This window comes from Streptomyces sp. XD-27 (assembly GCF_030553055.1).
Taxonomy (GTDB): domain Bacteria; phylum Actinomycetota; class Actinomycetes; order Streptomycetales; family Streptomycetaceae; genus Streptomyces.
Genome location: NZ_CP130713.1, coordinates 7,168,218 through 7,185,571 on the forward strand (window position 1 = coordinate 7,168,218; position 17,354 = coordinate 7,185,571).

General features: G+C 72.5%; 15 protein-coding genes and 2 pseudogenes. 9 read left to right on the forward strand and 8 right to left on the reverse strand.

Annotation, left to right across the window (positions count from 1 at the left end):
* Window positions 1-6 precede the first annotated feature (6 nt).
* The gene (locus Q3Y56_RS31405; protein ID WP_304465117.1) at window positions 7-1,206 is read left to right on the forward strand and encodes a M6 family metalloprotease domain-containing protein; all 1,200 of its coding nucleotides are present in this window, start codon (window positions 7-9) and stop codon (window positions 1,204-1,206) included.
* Between the two features lie 109 nt (window positions 1,207-1,315).
* On the opposite strand, the gene Q3Y56_RS31410 is transcribed toward Q3Y56_RS31405, so the two are convergent.
* From Q3Y56_RS31410 to Q3Y56_RS31430, 5 genes and pseudogenes are all read right to left on the reverse strand, one after another.
* Window positions 1,316-2,296 (reverse strand): ABC transporter ATP-binding protein, encoded by a 981-nt coding sequence (locus tag Q3Y56_RS31410; protein WP_304465118.1) that lies wholly within the window; start codon window positions 2,294-2,296, stop codon window positions 1,316-1,318.
* Window positions 2,293-3,342 carry an ABC transporter ATP-binding protein gene (locus Q3Y56_RS31415; protein ID WP_304465119.1) on the reverse strand — a complete coding sequence of 350 codons (1,050 nt, stop codon included), beginning with the start codon at window positions 3,340-3,342 and terminating at the stop codon, window positions 2,293-2,295. The genes Q3Y56_RS31410 and Q3Y56_RS31415 overlap by 4 nt, the downstream gene beginning before the upstream one ends.
* Window positions 3,342-4,328, reverse strand: coding sequence for an ABC transporter permease (locus Q3Y56_RS31420; protein WP_304465120.1), 987 nt, complete (start codon window positions 4,326-4,328; stop codon window positions 3,342-3,344). Before Q3Y56_RS31420 ends, Q3Y56_RS31415 begins: the two co-directional genes overlap by 1 nt.
* Window positions 4,325-5,268 (reverse strand): annotated as a pseudogene (locus tag Q3Y56_RS31425) (ABC transporter permease). The gene Q3Y56_RS31420 and the pseudogene Q3Y56_RS31425 overlap by 4 nt, the downstream one beginning before the upstream one ends.
* Before the next feature lie 14 nt (window positions 5,269-5,282).
* Window positions 5,283-7,027 (reverse strand): annotated as a pseudogene (locus Q3Y56_RS31430) (ABC transporter substrate-binding protein).
* A gap of 190 nt (window positions 7,028-7,217) precedes the next feature.
* On the opposite strand from Q3Y56_RS31430, the gene Q3Y56_RS31435 reads away from it, so the two are divergent.
* The 8 genes from Q3Y56_RS31435 to Q3Y56_RS31470 all read left to right on the forward strand — a co-directional run bounded on the left by Q3Y56_RS31435 (window position 7,218) and on the right by Q3Y56_RS31470 (window position 15,800).
* Complete coding sequence (locus tag Q3Y56_RS31435) at window positions 7,218-8,375, forward strand: FAD-binding oxidoreductase (protein WP_304465121.1); 1,158 nt, start codon at window positions 7,218-7,220, stop codon at window positions 8,373-8,375.
* 110 nt (window positions 8,376-8,485) lie between these two features.
* Window positions 8,486-8,800, forward strand: a complete 315-nt coding sequence (locus Q3Y56_RS31440; RefSeq protein WP_304465122.1) for a (2Fe-2S)-binding protein — start codon at window positions 8,486-8,488, stop codon at window positions 8,798-8,800.
* Window positions 8,781-10,241 carry an NAD(P)/FAD-dependent oxidoreductase gene (locus Q3Y56_RS31445; protein WP_304465123.1) on the forward strand — a complete coding sequence of 487 codons (1,461 nt, stop codon included), beginning with the start codon at window positions 8,781-8,783 and terminating at the stop codon, window positions 10,239-10,241. The genes Q3Y56_RS31440 and Q3Y56_RS31445 overlap by 20 nt, the downstream gene beginning before the upstream one ends.
* 94 nt (window positions 10,242-10,335) lie before the next feature.
* The gene (locus Q3Y56_RS31450; RefSeq protein ID WP_304465124.1) at window positions 10,336-11,247 is read left to right on the forward strand and encodes a dihydrodipicolinate synthase family protein; all 912 of its coding nucleotides are present in this window, start codon (window positions 10,336-10,338) and stop codon (window positions 11,245-11,247) included.
* A 60-nt stretch (window positions 11,248-11,307) separates the two neighbouring features.
* Complete coding sequence (locus Q3Y56_RS31455) at window positions 11,308-12,309, forward strand: proline racemase family protein (RefSeq protein ID WP_304465125.1); 1,002 nt, start codon at window positions 11,308-11,310, stop codon at window positions 12,307-12,309.
* Window positions 12,306-13,679, forward strand: a complete 1,374-nt coding sequence (locus tag Q3Y56_RS31460) for an aldehyde dehydrogenase (RefSeq protein ID WP_304465126.1) — start codon at window positions 12,306-12,308, stop codon at window positions 13,677-13,679. The genes Q3Y56_RS31455 and Q3Y56_RS31460 overlap by 4 nt, the downstream gene beginning before the upstream one ends.
* 52 nt (window positions 13,680-13,731) lie before the next feature.
* Entirely contained in the window at window positions 13,732-14,403 is a 672-nt protein-coding gene (locus tag Q3Y56_RS31465) for a GntR family transcriptional regulator (RefSeq protein ID WP_304465127.1), read from the forward strand.
* Between the two features lie 131 nt (window positions 14,404-14,534).
* Window positions 14,535-15,800, forward strand: a complete 1,266-nt coding sequence (locus Q3Y56_RS31470) for an alpha/beta fold hydrolase (protein ID WP_304465128.1) — start codon at window positions 14,535-14,537, stop codon at window positions 15,798-15,800.
* 40 nt (window positions 15,801-15,840) lie between these two features.
* On the opposite strand, the gene Q3Y56_RS31475 is transcribed toward Q3Y56_RS31470, so the two are convergent.
* From Q3Y56_RS31475 to Q3Y56_RS31485, 3 genes are all read right to left on the reverse strand, one after another.
* Window positions 15,841-16,425, reverse strand: coding sequence for a YceI family protein (locus Q3Y56_RS31475; RefSeq protein WP_304465129.1), 585 nt, complete (start codon window positions 16,423-16,425; stop codon window positions 15,841-15,843).
* Between the two features lie 6 nt (window positions 16,426-16,431).
* Complete coding sequence (locus Q3Y56_RS31480; protein ID WP_304465130.1) at window positions 16,432-16,866, reverse strand: hypothetical protein; 435 nt, start codon at window positions 16,864-16,866, stop codon at window positions 16,432-16,434.
* A gap of 101 nt (window positions 16,867-16,967) precedes the next feature.
* Window positions 16,968-17,327 (reverse strand): UBP-type zinc finger domain-containing protein, encoded by a 360-nt coding sequence (locus tag Q3Y56_RS31485; RefSeq protein ID WP_304465131.1) that lies wholly within the window; start codon window positions 17,325-17,327, stop codon window positions 16,968-16,970.
* Window positions 17,328-17,354 lie beyond the last annotated feature (27 nt).

Below are 17,354 nucleotides of genomic sequence, written 5' to 3' on the forward strand. Positions count from 1 at the left end.
TTGCCCATGAGACGGTCCCATCCCCTGACGGCGGCGCGCGGAGCGGTCCTGGCCGGCCTGGTCGCCGCATCGATCGTGCTCCTTCCCGGTACGCCTCCCGTCCAGGCGGCACCCAAGGCGCCGGACAGGGTGTCGGACTGCGCCCTGCGCGGCACCACCGGCTGGACGGACGAGGGGCACACCACCGACTCCTCCGTCTTCCAGCGCCCCACCGGGACCAAGAAGGTCGCCATGATCTTCGTGGACTTCCCGGACGCACCCGCCACGGAGTCCCCGGCCGACGACGCGGCCCAGATCACGCCCGGCGCGGACTGGGTGCGGAACGCCTCGTACGGCAAGACCCGGCTGGCCATCAGCCAGCACCAGCGCTGGGTGCGGATGCCGCACAACTCGACGGACTACGGCTTCGAGCGCGGCCTCACCCACGAGACCCACGAGGCGTACATCAAGGACGCGGTGCGGGCGGCCGACCCGGATGTGGACTTCTCCGCCTACGACATGGTGTACGTCGTGGCGACGAAGAACGCGAAGGCCATCTCCTTCACCCCCACCTACATCTACGACCCGGGCACGGAGGGAGTCGTCGCCGACGGCAACCGGCTCAAGTGGGCGGTCACCTTCGGCCAGGACATGTGGCACTGGGGCCCCAAGCTGGTGGGCCACGAGACCGCGCACACCTTCGGCCTGCCCGACCTGTACGCGTTCGACGGCACCGACGCCCACCGCCACGTCGGCGGCTGGGACGTGATGGGCCTGATCAGCGGCGCGGGACCGCAGTACTTCGCCTGGCACTCCTGGAAGCTCGGCTGGACCGCCGACCGCCAGGTCGTCTGCCGGGCATCGAAGGGCAGCACCACCGTGCACCTGAAGGCGGTCGAGTCCGGCGGCGGCAAGAAGATGGCCGTCGTACGCACCAGCCCCACCACCGCGTACGTCGTCGAATCGCGGCGGAAGGTCCAGGCGGACACGGGCCTGTGCGCGACCGGCGCGCTGGTCTACAAGGTCGACTCGTCCGTCGAGACCGGCAAGGGGCCGATCCGGGTGATGGACGCCGAGCCCGACGCCACACCGGCGAGCGGCTGCCGTCCGCTGGACGACGCTCCCTACGGGGCGGGTGAGTCGTTCACCGACTCCGCGGCCGGTGTGACCATCAAGGTGCTGAGCTCCGACGCGGGCGGTGACACGGTCCGCGTCACCAAGTCGTAGGTGGCCGGACAGACCAGTGCCCTGGATCCCGCCCGGGATCCAGGGCACTCCTGTCGCTACGGAGGCTCCGCTCCCAGACCCCCCTGCGGTCCGGGGGCGGAGCCTCGTCTCAGGCCCCCTCGGGGAAGTGGCAGGCCACCTCCCGGGCCTCGCCCGGGCGGGTGATCCGCAGCAGGGGGGCCTCGCTCCGGCAGATGTCCTGCGCCTTGGCGCAGCGCGGGTGGAAGGTGCAGCCGGGTGGGGGAGAGGCCGGGCTCGGCGGGTCGCCGAGCAGGGTGATCCGCTCCCGGCTCCGCTCGGCCGCCGGATCCGGCAGCGGGACGGCCGACAGCAGCGCCCTGGTGTACGGATGGGCGGGGGCCGCGTAGACCCGCTCCTTCTCGCCGATCTCGACGATGCGGCCCAGGTACATCACGGCGACCCGGTCGCAGACCCGCTTGACCACCGACAGGTCGTGGGCGATGAACAGGTAGGCGAGGCCGAGCTCCCGTTGCAGTCGTTCCATCAGGTTGACGATCTGGGCCTGTACGGAGACGTCGAGCGCCGAGACCGGTTCGTCGGCGACCACGAGCCGGGGGCCGGTGGCCAGCGAGCGGGCGATGCCGATGCGCTGGGCCTGCCCGCCGGAGAACTCGTGCGGATAGCGGTCGATGTGCTCGGGGATGAGCCCGACCAGCTCCATCAGCTCCACCGCGCGCTTGCGCGCGTCCGCCGCCGAACTGCCCTGCACCAGCAGCGGGTCGGAGATGATCCGGGCCACGGTCTGGCGGGGGTTGAGCGAGGAGTGCGGGTCCTGGAAGACCATCTGGAGGTCCTTGCGCAGCGGTTTGAGCGCGCGCTGCGACAGGTGGCTGATGTCGCGTCCGTCGTAGGTGATCGAGCCGGCGGTGGGTTCGAGGAGCCGGACGATCATGCGGCCGGTGGTGGACTTGCCACAGCCGGACTCGCCGACCAGGCCCAGCGTCTCGCCCGCCGCCACGTCGAAGCTGATGCCGTCGACGGCCCGGACCGGGGCCGAGCGGGCCCGCTTGCCGGGAAAGGCCATCGTCACGTCTCGTACGGAGAGCAGGGGTTCGGCGGTGGTGGTCATGAGGCGACGCCTTCGTGCGCGGGGAGATGACAGGCGACCGGGTGGCCGGTCGGGCCGCCGAACGACGGGCGCTCGGTCTCGCAGCGGGTCCGCTCCTCGTCCGAGGCGGTCGCCAGCCGCGGGCAGCGGGGCGCGAACGCGCAACCGGGGGCGGGGGTGAGCAGGGACGGCGGGCTGCCGGGGATCGCCCGCAGCGGCTCGTCGTCCCGGTCGTCGAGGCGCGGGAGGGAGTCGAGCAGACCGCGGGTGTAGGGATGGGACGGGGCGGCGAACAGCAGGTCCACCGGCGCCTGTTCGGCGGCCCGGCCGCCGTACATCACCAGCACCTCGTGGGCGACCCGGGCGACGACCCCCAGATCGTGCGTGATCATGATGACCGCCAGGCCCCGGTCCTGCTGCAACCGGGCGATCAGCTCCAGGATCTGGGCCTGGACGGTGACGTCCAGCGCCGTGGTCGGCTCGTCGGCGATGAGCAGATCCGGCTCGCAGGCCAGCGCCATGGCGATCATCACGCGCTGCCGCATGCCGCCGGAGAACTGGTGCGGGTACTCGCCCGCCCGGCGGCGCGGCTCGGGGATGCCCACCTCGGCGAGCGCCTCGATCGCCCGCTCCCGGGCCGCTTTGCGGCGGGAGCCGAAGTGGACCCGGTGGTGTTCGGCGATCTGCTCGCCCACGGTGTAGTACGGGTGCAGGCTGGAGAGCGGGTCCTGGAAGACCATCGCCATCTTCCGGCCGCGCAGCCGGTTCAGCCCGCGCTCGGGCAGGCCGACCAGCTCCTGCCCGTCGAGGACGACGGAGCCGGTGGTCTCGGCGCCCGTGTGCAGGCCCATCACCGCCATCGAGGTGACGGACTTGCCGGAGCCGGACTCCCCGACGATGCCGAGGGTCCGCCCCCGGTGCACGTCGAAGCCGAGGGAGTCGACGGCCCGGACCGGGCCGTGTTTCGTGGCGAAGGTGACGGTCAGGTCCCGTACGGACAGCAGGGGCGCGGAGCCGGCCGTCTCAGGGGCGGCCGACACGGGGTCAGCCATCACAGGGTCGGCCATCAGTACCTCACTCGCGGGTCGACGACGGCGTACAGCAGGTCGACGGCCAGGTTGGCGACGACGATGAAGGTGGCGGCGAGCAGCGTGACGCCGAGGATGACCGGTTGGTCGCCGCTGGACAGCGCGCCGTAGAAGAGCCGTCCGATGCCGGGGAGCCCGAAGATGGACTCGGTGATCACCGCGCCCGCCAGCAGCCCGCCCAGGTCCATGCCGAAGATGGTCAGGATCGGGGTCATGCCCGCCCGCAGCCCGTGCTTGACGACGACGGTGCGGCGCGGCAGGCCCTTGGCGCGGGCGGTGCGGATGTAGGGCTCCGCCATCGTCTCGATCATCGAACTGCGGCTCTGCCGCGCGTACATCGCCGCGTACAGGATGGCCAGCGCCAGCCAGGGCAGCAGCAGGTTCGACGCCCAGTCCACCGGGTCGTCCGCGAACGGCACGTAACTCGGGTAGGGCAGCCAGCCGGCCGTCCGGATCACCCCGTAGATCATCAGCATCGAGGTGAAGTAGACCGGCAGCGAGGCGGCGGCCACGGCGCCGACCATCAGCACCTTGTCGGTGAGGGTGTCCTTGCGCAGGGCGGCGACGACCCCCGCGGAGAGCCCGAGGGCCAGCCAGAGCACGGCGGCGCCGAAGGCCAGCGAGGCGGAGACCGGCAGACGGTCCATCAGCAGGTCCCAGACGGGCTCGCTGTTCTCGTAGGAGTAGCCGAAGCACGGGAAGTCGCAGTGCAGCTCGTACTGGCCCGACCCCATGGTGCGGCCGGTGAAGATGCCGGTGACGAAGTCGCCGAACTGCTTCCAGAGCGGCTGGTCGAGACCCATGTGCGCACGGATCGCCTCCAGCCGCTCGTTGCTGCACGACTTGCCGCACGCCGCGGCAGCCGGGTCGGAGGGCAGGACGAAGAAGATGGTGAAGGTGACGGCGGCGATGGCGATCAGCACGCCGAGGACACCGAGCAGCCGGCGCCCGATGTAGAGGATCATGTGCGGCTTCCCCTCGGGTCCAGCACGTCCCGCAGCGCGTCGCCGAGCAGCGTGAACGCGAGCACGGTGAGGAAGAGGCAGGTGCTGGGGATGACGAAGTACATGGGGTCGGTGTCGTAGAAGGCGACGCTCTCGGCGATCATCTGGCCCCAGGACGGGGTGGGCGGGCGGACGCCGACGCCCAGATAGCTCAGCGCCGCCTCGGTGGCGATCATCCCGGGGATGATCAGCGTGGTGTACGCGATGACCGGCCCGGCGACGCCCGGGAGGATGTCCCGGGTGAGGATCCGCCAGGGGCCCGATCCGCCGACGCGGGCGGCGTCGACGTACTCGCGGTGCTTGAGCGAGAGCGTCTGGCCGCGCACCACGCGGGCGATGCCGGGCCAGCCGAAGAGCCCGATGACGGCGATCATCAGCACGATCCGGTTGACGTCCCGCGCCACCGACATCATCGCGATCATGAAGATCAGGGACGGGAAGGACATGGTGAGGTCCATCAGCCGGGAGAGCACCGCGTCGGTGCGGCCGCCGAAGTAGCCGGCCGCGATCCCGGCCGCCGTGCCGACGATCACGACGATCGCGGTGGCGGCGAAGGCGATGAGCAGCGAGACCTGGGCGCCGTGCACCACCCGGGCGAACAGGTCGCGGCCGGTGACGGGTTCGACGCCGAGCCAGTGCTCGGCGGAGATCCCGCCGAGCGGCCCGATCGGCGTTCCGCCCAGGTAGGGGTCGACGGCGGTCTTGTCGAACTCGTCGGGCTCCCAGCCGCCCAGCTTGCTCAGCAGCGGGCGGCCACCGCCATGACCGCGAAGAGCGCGATCACGACGAGGGAGATCTTGACGGAGAGGCGGCGGCTCAGCTGCGCGCGGGCGAGCTGCCAGGGGCCGCTGCCCGCCGGGGCGGCCTTGGCGGCCGGGGCGCTTGTGGAGGTGGTGGCCATGGTGGGGGCGCTCCTCAGCCCTGGCTCTTGGACGGGTCCTTGAGACCGACCGAGGCGTAGTCGAGCTGGCCGCCGAAGGAGGTCTGGCCGTACGCGCCCGCGATGTTGGTCCCCACCACCAGCGGCCAGCGCCGGACCAGGACCGGGACGGTCGGGGCCTTGGCGAGGATCTCACCGTCGAGTTCGCGCCAGGCGTCGGCCGCCTTCTTGGCGTCCGTCATCGCCGCGATCTCGTCGATCCGCTTCATGGTCGCCTCGTCACGGAAGAGGGAGTGGTTGCCCTGGTTGCCCTTCTCCTTGATGTAGCGGCCGTCGAAGACGAAGGGCAGGAAGGTGGAGCCGGACGGGTAGTCCGGGCACCAGCCGGTGTAGACCATGTCGGTGCGGTTGGTGGTGTTGCCGATGGTGCCGTAGAACGCGGCCGGGTCGACCGTCTCGATGGTGACCTTGATGCCGGCCTTGGCGAGCGCCTGCTGGATGGCCTCGGCCCGTCCCTTGTCACCGTTGGAGACGGTCATCTTGGTCGTGAAGCCGTCCGGCTTGCCGGCCTCCTTCATCAGCTGCTTGGCCTTCTCCACGTCGCCGGTGGCGGGGATCTTGAGGGTGTCGGGCTGCTTGCCGTCGAAGAGGGTGGCGGGCATGTAGGCGGTGGAGACGTCGTTGAAGGCGGGGCCGCCGGAGGAGGTGACCACCACCTCCTTGTCGAGGGCGTACTGCACGGCCTGGCGGACCTTGGCGTTGTCGAACGGCGCCCGGCCGGTGTGCATCTGGATCATGTCGGTGCAGTTGGTCGACTCGGCCAGCAGCCGCTTGCGGACCTCGGCCTTGGGCAGCACCTTGGCGGCGCTCTCGGGGCGCAGCGCGTACCACGGGACGGCGGAGGCGTCCCCGCCCTGGCTGGCGATCATCCGGTCGTCGATCTGGTTGGGCTTGAGCCCCATGACCATGACCATCTTGTCCGGGTACGCCTTGCGTATCTCGTCCGTCTTGGGGTCCCAGTGGGTGTTGCGGACCAGGACGAGCTTCTTGTTGCGCTGGTACGACTCGATCTTGTACGGCCCGGACGAGAACGGCCGGTTGTCGTACTTGGGGCCGTTGTCCTTCGCCTTGGGCACCGGTGCGAAGGTCGGCATGACCGTCGCGTTGGGGAACTCGGCGAAGGGCTTGCGCAGTTCGAAGACGATCGTGCGGTCGTCCGGCGTCTTGATGGAGTCCAGGTGCTTGCCGTCGGCCGGTCCCTTGTAGCCCTCGGCGTCCTTGAGGTAGCGGGCCGCGTAGTCCGCGCCGCCGGGCAGGTCGGGGGAGAAGGACCGCTCGACGTTGTACTTGATGTCCTTGGCGGTGACCGGGGTCCCGTCCTCGTACTTGACCCCCGGCTTGAGGTGGAAGGTCCAGGTCTTGGCGCCGTTGGAGGGGGTGCCGAGGTCGGTCGCGAGGTCGGGGACCAGCTCGCCGCCCTCCGTCCCGGGGGCCGCCTTGTACGTCACCAGGGTGCGGTACAGCGTCCGGGTGCCGAACTCCATGGCGTTCACGACCCAGTTGCGGGCTGGGTCGAGGTGCTCGAAGTCCTGGTTGGACAGGATCGTGAGGGTGCCCCCTTCTGCGGGGTGCCGCCGATCACCTTGCCGAGGTTGGCGGTGGCGGGGTTCCTGCCGCCCTGGTTGCTGCCTGAATGCTTGCCGCTGGAACAGCCGGTCGCGCCGAGCGTGAGGGCCGCCACGAGGGCGGTGGCGAGGGCGGTACAGGTGCGCTTGTTCATCAGGGGTCACTCCGTGAACAGTCGGCCAGCCGAGGGGTGGCTGGAATGTGACCTGTAACATAGTAATGTGAAATTGCACTGGCAAGACGTTGGCCGCTTCGTTACGTACCCGTGCTCCGTGGAGGGGTGAAGCGCTCGGCTTTGATCGCGCCCCCTTGGCAGAGGCAGTGCAATGTGAAATATTACTGCCGTGCTCACGAGAGACGACTCCGCGGATGTCATTGTGGTCGGCGCCGGCGTGGTCGGCGCGGCCTCCGCCTACTACGCCGCCCGCTCCGGCCTCCGCGTCACCGTGCTCGACCGCGGTCCGGTGGCCGGCGGCACCACGGGGGCCGGCGAGGGCAACCTCCTGGTCTCCGACAAGGAGCCGGGCCCCGAACTCGAACTGGCCCTGCTGTCGACGCTCATGTGGCGGGAACTGGCCGAAGAACTCCCGCCGGGCATCGAATACGAGCCAAAGGGCGGACTGGTCGTCGCCTCCGACGCGACCCGGATGGCCGCGCTGCGGGACTTCGCGGCCGGACAGGAGAAGGCGGGTATTACGGCGGAGGAGGTCCCGGCCGACCGCCTGCACGACCTGGAGCCCCACCTCGCCACCGGCCTGGCAGGCGGCTTCCACTACCCCCAGGACGCGCAGGTCATGCCGGCGCTGGCCGCCGCGCACCTGCTGCGCGGCGGCGGCGACCGGGTCCGGCTGCGACTCGGTACGGAGGTCACCGGCCTGCTCACCGGGGCCAGTGGCGAGGTGCGGGGGGTGCGGACGGCGACCGGTCCGATCCACGCTCCGTACGTGGTGAACGCCGCGGGCACCTGGGGCGGCGAACTCGCCCGCCTTGCCGGTGTGGACCTGCCCGTACTGCCCCGCCGGGGCTTCGTCCTGGTCACCGAGCCGCTGCCGCGCGTGGTGCGCCACAAGGTGTACGCGGCGGACTACGTCGCCGACGTGGCCAGCGGCTCCGCCGCGCTCCAGACCTCGGCGGTGGTCGAGGGCACCCCGGCGGGCCCGGTCCTGATCGGCGCCAGCCGGGAGCGGGTCGGCTTCGATCGCACGCTGTCGGTCGAGGTGCTGCGGCGCCTCGCGGCCCAGGCCACGGCGCTGTTCCCGGTCCTGGCCACGGTGCGGGCGATCCGCACGTACCCGGGCTTCCGCCCCTATCTGCCGGACCATCTGCCGGCGATCGGCCCCGACCCGCGCGTCCCCGGACTGCTGCACGCCTGCGGGCACGAGGGCGCGGGCATCGGGCTGGCGCCGGCGACCGGGCTGATCGTCGCCGAGTCCCTGGTCGGCGGCGAAGTGCCACTCGACATCCACCCGTTCAGACCGGAGCGCTTCGACTCCACCGCCTGAACCCGACCGCCGCCGTCCGCCGAAGTCCATCCGCCCGAGCCCGTCCGCCACAGCGCCGTCCATCGACGCCCTGCCCGACGAAGCCCGTCCGTCCCGAGAGGAGTGCCCACATGGCCCGTACCCCCGCCGAGCTGGTCGGGGCGCAGCCCGATCCGCCGTTCGAGATCACGATGGACGGCAGGACCGTGACCGCCCTGCCCGGGCAGTCCGTCGCCGCCGCCCTGTGGGGCGCCGGCATCGTCGCCTGGCGCACCACGCGCGGCGGCGGGCGCCCGCGGGGCGCGTTCTGCGGCATCGGCCAGTGCTACGACTGCCTCGCCACCATCAACGGAGAGCCCAACAGGCGGGCCTGCCTGGTCCCGGCCCGGCCGGGGGACGCGATCACCACCCAGGAAGGACACGGCCATGCCGGGCTCGGCGTCTGAACCCTACGACCTCGCGGTCATCGGCGCGGGCGCCGCCGGCCTGTCCGGCGCCGTCACCGCCTCCGAACACGGGCTGTCGGTCGCCCTGCTGGACGCGTCCGGCGCCGTCGGCGGCCAGTTCTACCGGACTCCGGAACCCGCGCTCGGAGCCGCCCGGCCCGAGGCGCTGCACCACGAATGGGCGGCCTTCGCCGACCTGCGCCGGCGCCAGAAGGCGCGCAGCGGCATCACCCACCTCGCCGAACACCACGTCTGGACGGTGACACGGGAGAGCGGCGAGCTGTGGGCGGTGCACGCCGTGACCGGCGCGGACGGTGCGCAGGGGCGGCCCGTGTGCGTCCGGGCACGGGCGGTCCTCGTCGCGACCGGTGCGTACGAGCGCCAACTGCCCTTCCCCGGCTGGACGCTGCCCGGGGTGGTCGGCGCCGGAGGCGCCCAGGCGATGCTCAAGGCGGGCCTGGTGCTGCCCGGAAAGCGGGTCGTCGTCGCGGGCAGCGGGCCGCTGCTGCTCGCCGTGGCCTCCTCGCTCGCCGCGGCCGGGGCCCGTGTCCCGGCGGTGGTGGAGGCGTCCGGGTATCTCGGATACGCCCGCTTCCCCCGGGCCCTCGCCGCCAATCCGCACAAGCTCGTCGAGGCGGTCGTCCACGGCTCGGCGCTGCTGCGCCACGGGGTCCGGCTGCGCACCCGCAGCGCGGTCACCGAGGTCCACGGCGGCGAGCGGGTGGAGGCGGTCACCGTCTCCCGGCTCGACCGCGACTGGCGGCCGGTGAAGGGGAGCGGCCGCCGCATCGAGTGCGACGCGCTGGCCGTGGGCCACGGTCTGGCCCCGCAGATCGAACTCGCCGTCGGGCTCGGGTGCGCCACCCGGCGCACCCCGGACGGAACCTCCGCCCTCGTCCTGGACGGCCTCCAGGAGACCTCCGTGCCCGGCGTGTGGGCGGCGGGCGAGACCGGCGGGGTCGGCGGCGCGCGGCTGGCCCGCGCGGAAGGCGAACTGGCGGGCATCGCCGTCGCCGCCCGCCTGCTGGGCCGCCCCGCGCTCGCCGTGTCCGCACACGTGGCGCGACTGCGCCGCCGACGGGACCGCATGCGGTCCTTCGCGGACGCCATGGCGGTGGCACACGCCCCCGGTCCCGGCTGGCCCCGGTGGCTGGCCGACGACACCGACGTGTGCCGCTGCGAGGAGGTGACCGCCGGACGGATCCGCGAGGCGGTCACCGACCTCGGGGCCCGCGACGCGCGGACCGTCAAGCTCCTCACCCGGGCGGGCATGGGCTGGTGCCAGGGCCGGATGTGCGGCGCGGCCGTGGCCTGCCTCGCGGCCGAAGGCGGCGGTGCCGTACCGCCGTCGGACGAGCGCCGCCCGCTCGCCGTCCCGGTGCCCCTCGGCGCGCTCGGGGCCCTGGACCAGCCCACGAAAGACCACAACGCCACACACTGAAGACGTCACGCACGGCCGGCGTCGCCGCGAAATGCGGCACCACGAAATGCGGCACCACGAAAAGCATCACACCTTCACGAAAGGCTCGATCGGCATGACCGCCACCACCACCTGGAACCCCACCCGCCCCTGGCGCGGCGTCATGGTCGCCACCGCGCTCCCGCTGCGCGACGACCTCTCCGTCGACTACGACGCCTACGCCGAGCACGTCCGCTGGCTCGTCGACAACGGCTGCGACGGCGTCGTCCCCAACGGCTCGCTCGGCGAGTACCAGACCCTCACCGACGAGGAGCGCGCCCGAGTGGTGCGGATCGCGGTCGAGGCGGCGGGCGACGGGGCCCGGGTGATGCCCGGAGTGGCCGCGTACGGAAGCGCCGAGGCCCGCCGCTGGGCCGAGGACGCGGCCGAGGCCGGCTGCGGCTCGGTCCTCCTGCTGCCGCCGAACGCCTACCGTGCCGACGAGGCGGCCGTGCACGCCCACTACGCCGAGGTGGCCGCGGCCGGTGTGCCGGTCGTCGCCTACAACAACCCCATCGACACCAAGGTCGACCTGGCCCCCGCCGTCCTCGCCCGGCTCCACGGCGACGGGCACATCGTGGCCGTGAAGGAGTTCAGCGGCGACGTACGGCGCGCGTACGAGCTCGCCGAACTCGCCCCGGAGCTCGACCTGCTGATCGGCGCCGACGACGTGCTGCTCGAACTCGCCGTGGCCGGGGCCGTCGGCTGGATCGCCGGATACCCCAACGCCTTCCCGGCCACCTGCTCCGAGCTGTACCACGCCGCGGTCGCCGGCGACCTGGCCACGGCCCTGCCCCTGTACAGGTCGCTGCACCCGCTGCTGCGCTGGGACTCCAAGACCGAGTTCGTCCAGTCGATCAAGCTTTCGATGGACATGGTCGGGCGCCGCGGCGGCCCGGTGCGGCCGCCGCGCGCCCCGCTCACCGGCGAGATCGAGGCCGGGGTGCGGACCGCCACCGAGAAGGCCGTGGCCGACGGCCACCGCTGACCGCCCGCTGACCGCCGACCGCACCGCCCCCCGACCGCTGACCGCTGACAAGGAACCTCCGTGCGTACTCGTCATGTCTTCCACGCCGTTGACTCGCACACCGAAGGGATGCCCACCCGTGTGATCACCGGTGGGGTCGGGGTGATCCCCGGCGCCACCATGGCCGAGCGCAGGCTCCACTTCATCGAGCACATGGACCACCTCCGTACGCTCCTGATGTACGAGCCGCGCGGCCACTCCGCGATGAGCGGCGCGATCCTCCAGCCGCCCACCCACCCCGACGCCGACTACGGCGTGCTGTTCATCGAGGTGTCCGGGCTGCTGCCCATGTGCGGGCACGGCACGATCGGCGTGGCCACCGTGCTGGTGGAGACCGGGATGGTGCCGGTCACCGAACCGGTCACCACCGTCCGCCTCGACACCCCGGCGGGCCTGGTCTCCGTCGACGTACGGGTGGAGGACGGGGCGGCGCGGTCGGTCACGCTGACCAACGTGCCCGCGTTCTGCGTGGGCCTGGACCAGCAGGTCGACGTGCCCGGGTTCGGCACGGTGAGCTACGACCTCGCCTTCGGCGGCAACTTCTACGCCTTCGTCGAACTCGACGCCCTGGGCCTGCCGTTCGACCGCGCCCGCAAGGACGACCTGCTGGCCGCAGGGCTCGCCATCATGGACGCCATCAACGCCACCGACCGGCCGGTCCACCCCGAGCACCCCGAGATCGGCGGCGTCAAGCACGTCTACCTCGCGGCTCCCGGCTCCGACGCCGAGCGGTCCCGGCACGCCATGGCCATCCATCCCGGCTGGTTCGACCGCTCGCCCTGCGGCACCGGCACCTCGGCGCGCATGGCGCAGCTCCACGCGCGCGGCGAGCTGCCGCTGCACCGCGACTTCGTCAATGAGTCCTTCATCGGGACCCGGTTCACCGGCCGGCTCGTCGGTGAGACGGAGGTCGGCGGCGTGCCGGCCGTCGTCCCCACCGTCACGGGCCGGGCCTGGATCACCGGGACGGCCCAGTACCTCCTCGACCCGGACGACCCCTTCCCCGGAGGTTTCCTCCTGTGACCACCACCCTGTCCCCGGTTGTCTCGCGCAACCCTGCCGACCCCTCCGATGTCGTCGTGGAGGTGGCCGCGCCCGGCGCGTTCGCCGCCGCCGACGGCGTCGAGCGGGCGCGCGCCGCCCAGCCCGGCTGGCTGCTCGGCGGCGCGGCCGCCCGTTCGGCCGCGCTCACCGCGATCGCCGCCGCCATCGAGGCCGCGGCGGACGAGCTGGCCGCCCTCGCCGTACGCGAGGTGGGCAAGCCGCTCGCCGAAGCACGGGCCGAGGTGGCGCGGACCGTCGCGATCTGGCGCTACTACGCCCAGGCGCCCTACGAACCGGCCGGCGCCGTCCACGAGCCGGCCGCCGGCGCGGGGCTGCTGCTGACCCGCCGCCGCCCGCACGGGGTCGCGGGGCTCGTGACGCCCTGGAACTTCCCCTTCGCCATCCCCAGCTGGAAGGCCGCCCCGGCGCTCGCGGCCGGCAACACGGTCGTGCTCAAGCCCGCGCCGGAGGCCACGGCGTGCGCCCTGCGGCTCGCCGAGATCCTCCAGCAGGCCTTGCCGGAGGCGGTGTTCACCGTCGTCCCCGGCGGCGCCGCCGAGGGCAACGCCGTCATCTCGGCCGCCGACGTCGTCTCCTTCACCGGATCGACCGCGGTCGGCCAGGCGGTCGTCCGCGCGGCCACCGCCCGAGGCGTCCCGGTCCAGGCGGAGATGGGCGGCCTCAACGCGGCGATCGTCCTCCCGGACGCCGACGTCGAGCGGGCCGCCGCCCACATCGCCGCCGCGATCTCGGGTTACGCGGGCCAGAAGTGCACCGCCACCAGCCGGGTGATCGCCGTCGGCGCCGCCTACGACCCGCTGCGCGAAGCCCTGGCGGAGGCGCTGCGGACCGTGCCGGTGGGAGACCCGGCCGACGCCGCCACGGTCTGCGGGCCGCTCATCTCCGAGCAGGCCCGCGGGCAGGTCAGCGGCGCCTGGGACGGCCTGTCCGTGGTCGCCGGCGGCACCGTCCCCGACGGCTCCGGCTGGTACGCGGCCCCCACCCTGGCCGAGGGAGTGGCACCGGACCACCGACTGCTGCGCGAGGAGGTCTTCGGGCCCGTCGCGGCCCTGCTGGCGGCCGACGACCTGCCCCACGCGGTACGCGTCACCAACTCGGTGCCGTACGGCCTGGTCACCTCGGTGCACACGGCGGACCTGGACGCGGCGCTGTACGGACTCGACCGGCTCGACACCGGCATGATCCGGATCAACGCGCCGTCCAGCGGCGTCGACTTCCACCTGCCCTTCGGCGGTGCCAAGTCCTCCAGCCACGGCCCGCGCGAACAGGGCCGCGCGGCCCTGGAGTTCTACACCGCGGGCCGCACGTACACACTGTCACCCGGGTAAACAATGTGACATTGTACAATCGGGTGGTCCGTTGCGGCGCGAAAGGAACACCATGGGGCACCTCAGGCAGCGCACCCTCGTCACCACCAGGGAGCGGCTGCGCGACCAGGTCGCCCACGCCCTGCGGGCCGCCCTGATCTCCGGCGAACTCCGGCCGGGCGCGGTCTATTCCGCGCCCGGTCTCGCCGAGGACTTCGGCGTCTCCGCGACGCCGGTGCGCGAGGCGATGCTCGACCTGGCCCGGGAGGGCCTGGTCGAGCCCGTCCGCAACAAGGGCTTCCGGATCACCGAGGTCACCGAGGGCGACCTCGACCAGTACACCGAGATCCGGGCCCTGATCGAGATCCCCATGGTGGGCCGGATCACCGGCACCGCGGACCGCGCGGCGCTGGAGGCGCTGCGACCGGTCGCCGAGGAGATCGTGCGCGCCGCACGCGAGCACGACCTCATCGGCTATCTGGAGTCCGACCGCCGGTTCCACCTCTCGCTGCTGGCGCTCTCCGGCAACGACCGGCTCGTCGAGACCGTCGGCGACCTGCGCAAGCGGTCCCGCCTCTACGGGCTGACCGCGCTGGACGAGCGGAACCAGCTGATCCCCTCGGCCGAGGAGCACCTGGAGCTGCTGGAGCTGATGCTGGCGGGCGACGCGGAGGGGGCGCAGAGGTGCATGCGCCGGCATCTGGGCCACGTGCGGTCGCTGTGGGCGAAGTCCGAGCGGTCGTGAGGGCCACCGTCCTGTTCATCCCGCTGCCGACGTGACAGCCACTGTCCCATTCATCTCGGCCACTGCCCTATCCATCCCGCTGCCGATGTGACGGCCACTGCCCCGTTCTTCCCGCTGCCGGAAAGGGAGCCATGAACCCCGCGTACGCGACCGTCGACCATGTCTTCACCGTGCCCCTGGACCACTCCCGACCCGACGGGCCCACCATCGAGGTGTTCGCCCGGGAGGTCGCCGACCGGGCCCGTGCCGACCGGAAGCTGCCCTGGCTGCTGTACCTGCAGGGCGGCCCGGGCGGCAAGTCGCCCCGGCCGTCCGCCGGGTCGCCCGGCTGGCTGGACCACGCGCTCAAGACCCACCGGGTGCTGCTGCTCGACCAGCGCGGAACCGGCCGTTCCACGCCCGTCACGGCACGCGAGGCCGCAGCGGTGGCCGACCCGGCCCGGCTCGCCGCGTACCTCACCCACTTCCGCGCCGACGCGATCGTCGCCGACGCCGAGCTGATACGCCGCGAGCTGTGCGGCGACGAGCCGTGGGAGACGCTCGGCCAGAGCTACGGCGGCTTCATCACGCTCACCTACCTGTCCCTGGCGCCCCAGGGCCTCAAGGCGGCTTACGTCGCAGGCGGCCTGCCGGGCCTCACCGCGACCGCGGACGACGTGTACGCGCGCACCTACCCCCGGGTGCGGGACCGCGTGCGCGAGTACTACGCCCGCTACCCGGACGACGCGGACCGGCTGCGCCGTATCGCCGACCTGCTCGCCGCCACCGAGGTCCGCCTGCCCGACGGAGACCGGCTCACCGTCCGCCGCCTGCGCACGCTCGGCCTCTCCTTCGGCATGGGCGACGGCTTCGAGCGGGTGCACTGGCTGCTCGACGAAGCCCTCGACGCGCGCGGCGAGTTGACCGACACCTTCCTCCACCAGGTGATGCACGTGACGGGGTTCACGGACAACCCGCTCTTCGCCGTCATGCAGGAGTCGATCTACGGCCAGGGCGCCGCCCCCGCCCGCTGGGCGGCGGACCGGGCTCTGCCCGGACACCCGGAGTTCGCCGACGACGCCGACCCCCTGCTGCTCACCGGCGAAATGATCTACCCGTGGATGTTCCGGGAGGTCGCCGGCCTGCGGCCCTTCGCCGACGCCGCCGACGCCCTGGCCGAGAAGACCGACTGGCAGCCGCTGTACGACACCCGTGCCCTCGCCGCCAACCAGGTGCCGCTCGCGGCCGTCGTCTTCCACGACGACATGTACGTCGACGCGGGCCTGTCGCTGAGCACCGCCCGCGCGGTGGGCGCCACCCGTGTCTGGGTCACCAACGAGTGGGAGCACGACGGCATCTCGGCCTCGGGCGGCCGCGTGCTGTCCCGCCTCATGGACATGGCCGCGGGCCGGGCGTAAACCGACCCGCAGGGGACCTCCGTCTCACCGGACATCCGCCTCACCGGACGTCCGGCTCACCGGACTCGAGGACGGCCTCGACGTCGACGACGACATCGACCATGTCGCTGACGACCACGCCGCCCCGGTCGACGACGTCGTTCCAACTCACCCCGAAGTCGTGGCGGTTGAGGCGTGTCGTGGCGGAGAAGCCGGCGCGGCGCCTGGGGCCGAGGTTCCGGCCGTCCTCCCACCAGGGGGTGTCCCACTGCCCCAGGTAGGTGACGTCGAAGGTCACGGGGCGCGTGACACCGCGCACGGTGAGATCCCCGGTGACCTCGAACCCGGTGGAGCCCACCTGGCGGACGCGCGACCCGGCGAACCTCCACGTCGGGTGGTGCTCGACGTCGAAGAAGTCCGCGCTGCGCAGGTGGGCGTCGCGCTCGGGGGAACCGGTGTACACCTGGGTCGCGTCGATCACCGCCTCGACGCGGGCCTTCTCCGGCTCGTCGGGATCGACCTCCAACGAGCCGTGCACGTTCTTGAACTGCCCACGCACGTAGGTGACCATCATGTGCCGGGCACGGAACTCCGCGCCCGTATGGCTGGGCTCGAAGAACCACTTGGTCGTCTTGGTCGCTGCCATGGCCGGTCACCGGTGCCCGTTCGCGCCCTCGGCGATGAGGGAGAGGCCGATGCCCAGCATCCAGACGTCCTTGGCCAGCGGGATTCCCTGCTCCGTGGGGCGCAGGCTGCCCTCCTGGCGCATCCCCGGCGTGCGCAGGTAGAGCCCCAGCGTGCCGGCGGAGAACGCGGTCAGCGCGGCTCCGGCGACGGCGGCGGGGACCACCGGCAGGAGCAGCGCGGCGGCGACGGCGAGCTCGCCGGTGGAGAGCAACCGGGCAAAGCGCCGGGCGTCGAGCGTGCCCAGGAACGGATAGGTGCCGGCCGCGAACTGCTGCAACCCCTCGGCGGTGGCCTCGTCCGCGTCCCGCTTCGCCAACCCGGAGTTCAGGAAGAACGCGCCGACGGTGAGCCTGAGCGGCAGCTGCCGCGCCGCGCATCGCCATGCGGAACCGGATCCCATGCGGAGCCTCCAACCGGTCGCCCCCGCCTACCACCCTGCCACCCGCCCGAAGCCTGTCAAACGCGGGCGGCCCGCTCGGGGGAACGGCGACAGCGATGGCATCAGTGCAGGTGCCGCCGCCAATCCGCGGGGACCTTGCCCCGCGGGCCCGGGGTCGGCTGGGAGGCCGGGTGCGCGGTGGGCGGGGGCAGCGGCGGCCCTTCGTGGTACTGGTCGGTCTCGATGTTCCAGAACCAGCTCTCGCCCGGCTCGAAGCTGGTGAGGAACGGGTGTCCGGCCTCGCGCGCATGCTTCGTACCGTGCTGCGAGGGCGAGGAGTCGCAGCATCCGATGTGGCCGCACGCGGCACAGCGCCGCAGGTGCAGCCACCATCCCGGCCCGTCACCCGCCAGGCACTCGACGCAGCCGTCTCCGCTCGGAGCCGCGGTCGGATCGATGCCCGGGATCGGTTCTTGTCCCATGGACCCAGCATGCATCCGCCGGCTTCG

Coding starts and splice junctions, on each gene's coding strand:
- Q3Y56_RS31480 (WP_304465130.1), bottom strand. CDS start 16,866: ATGGGATCCGGTTCCGCATGGCGATGCGCGGCGCGGCAGCTGCCGCTC.
- Q3Y56_RS31415 (WP_304465119.1), bottom strand. CDS start 3,342: ATGGCCGACCCTGTGATGGCTGACCCCGTGTCGGCCGCCCCTGAGACG.
- Q3Y56_RS31470 (WP_304465128.1), top strand. CDS start 14,535: ATGAACCCCGCGTACGCGACCGTCGACCATGTCTTCACCGTGCCCCTG.
- Q3Y56_RS31445 (WP_304465123.1), top strand. CDS start 8,781: ATGCCGGGCTCGGCGTCTGAACCCTACGACCTCGCGGTCATCGGCGCG.
- Q3Y56_RS31450 (WP_304465124.1), top strand. CDS start 10,336: ATGACCGCCACCACCACCTGGAACCCCACCCGCCCCTGGCGCGGCGTC.
- Q3Y56_RS31410 (WP_304465118.1), bottom strand. CDS start 2,296: ATGACCACCACCGCCGAACCCCTGCTCTCCGTACGAGACGTGACGATG.
- Q3Y56_RS31475 (WP_304465129.1), bottom strand. CDS start 16,425: ATGGCAGCGACCAAGACGACCAAGTGGTTCTTCGAGCCCAGCCATACG.
- Q3Y56_RS31420 (WP_304465120.1), bottom strand. CDS start 4,328: ATGATCCTCTACATCGGGCGCCGGCTGCTCGGTGTCCTCGGCGTGCTG.
- Q3Y56_RS31405 (WP_304465117.1), top strand. CDS start 7: ATGAGACGGTCCCATCCCCTGACGGCGGCGCGCGGAGCGGTCCTGGCC.
- Q3Y56_RS31485 (WP_304465131.1), bottom strand. CDS start 17,327: ATGGGACAAGAACCGATCCCGGGCATCGATCCGACCGCGGCTCCGAGC.
- Q3Y56_RS31440 (WP_304465122.1), top strand. CDS start 8,486: ATGGCCCGTACCCCCGCCGAGCTGGTCGGGGCGCAGCCCGATCCGCCG.
- Q3Y56_RS31465 (WP_304465127.1), top strand. CDS start 13,732: ATGGGGCACCTCAGGCAGCGCACCCTCGTCACCACCAGGGAGCGGCTG.